General features: G+C 30.6%; 1 protein-coding gene. It reads right to left on the reverse strand.

From position 1 onward, the window contains the following. Positions 1-1,216, reverse strand: a 1,216-nt coding sequence (locus R3X28_RS19150) for an NADase-type glycan-binding domain-containing protein (RefSeq protein ID WP_317666483.1), incomplete at its 3' end; no start/stop codon positions are given. Between the last annotated feature and the right edge of the window lie 114 nt (positions 1,217-1,330).

Here is a 1,330-nt window from a genome sequence, read left to right on the forward strand (position 1 = left end):
GCACACGTAATTTTTCAATTCCCGTAATTATTCCGTTTGCAATAAATGTCTTGTTTTTGTTTAAGTCAACGATAGTATAAGTAATCTGTTTTCCATCTATTTCGTTAATTTTAATAACTTCCAATCCAGTTTTTTTATTTTTAATTTTAGTGCCTACTTTAAGTTTAATCACATTATCTATTTCATAGTCTCTTTCAGTTTTTTTAGGATGTAGTGAAGTCCAATTTAGGTCATTGGTTAAGAATGGATGGTCTTTTGTACAAGTGATTTGCATTCCATTTGAGAACTCGATATTTATAAGGTCTTTATGAATTTGACTTGCTAATTCTTTAATTACTGAACTTTCATATTTACCAGATTTTTTGTTAAAAGAAAGTATTTCGTCTCCCACTATTAAATCTTCTATTGCTTTTTGGCTGTTATCTCCCATAGTAATTGATGTTCCTTTAGCCAAGCAATGAACATCCAAACCATCAAAGTAAATTTCTGAAATTGCTGTATCATCGTATTTATCTCCTTTGTAAACAGATAAAATCTCAAACCTTAAAGTCCAATTATCCTTCTCTTTTAGTTTGTCAAAATTGTCTCTATCTGAATTTCCTAATGGTTTTTCAAGTCCAACGATTTGTTTTGAGTAAATATCATTTAATTCAATTATGGCATATGGCTCGTTGTTTACATACACTTTTAATTTGTGAACTCTTGAATTGTTTTTCCAAGCCTCTTTACTCTTAACATATCCGTTAGCAAATATTATTGTCGTAACTCTCGGGTGTGTTGGTACAAAACTAAAATTGATTGATGTTCCTATTCCGTATCCTTTTTCTCCTTCTACCCAAGCAGTTTGATAACTAAAATCAGTTAGATTTTTTGCTTTATAATCTATTTTTCCATTAGTAGATAATTCAGATGAAGTTGTTACAGTATATTGGCCAGCACCACAATACCAACTACATCCACCTCCTTCGACATCCCACATACTTTCATAGGTTTCGTCATACTTTTCAAAGAGTCGATTTTCTTCTTCAGTTAAATTTTCCCAACTCTTTTTTTCATTTGCTAAATCTTCTAATAATTGGTCTCTTTTTTTCCAGTCATTTTGAACTTCAATTCCAAAGTCGAATGTTTCTCCTTCGATAGGAACTAATGTTTTTAAATCTTGACAGAAGGAATTTGCAGATAAAAATATCGTTATTATTACTATGTATAATTTCATTTTACGGTTTTCGTCTTATGTGTGCCAACGCAGCGCTATGTGAAGTCCACGTTATTTTATGGAAATATAGTGAAAACATTTTTTTGTTTTCGGCTATATTGGGAATAAAATCAT

It is taken from the genome of Maribacter sp. TH_r10 (genome assembly GCF_033101095.1).
Classification (GTDB): domain Bacteria; phylum Bacteroidota; class Bacteroidia; order Flavobacteriales; family Flavobacteriaceae; genus Maribacter_A; species Maribacter_A luteus.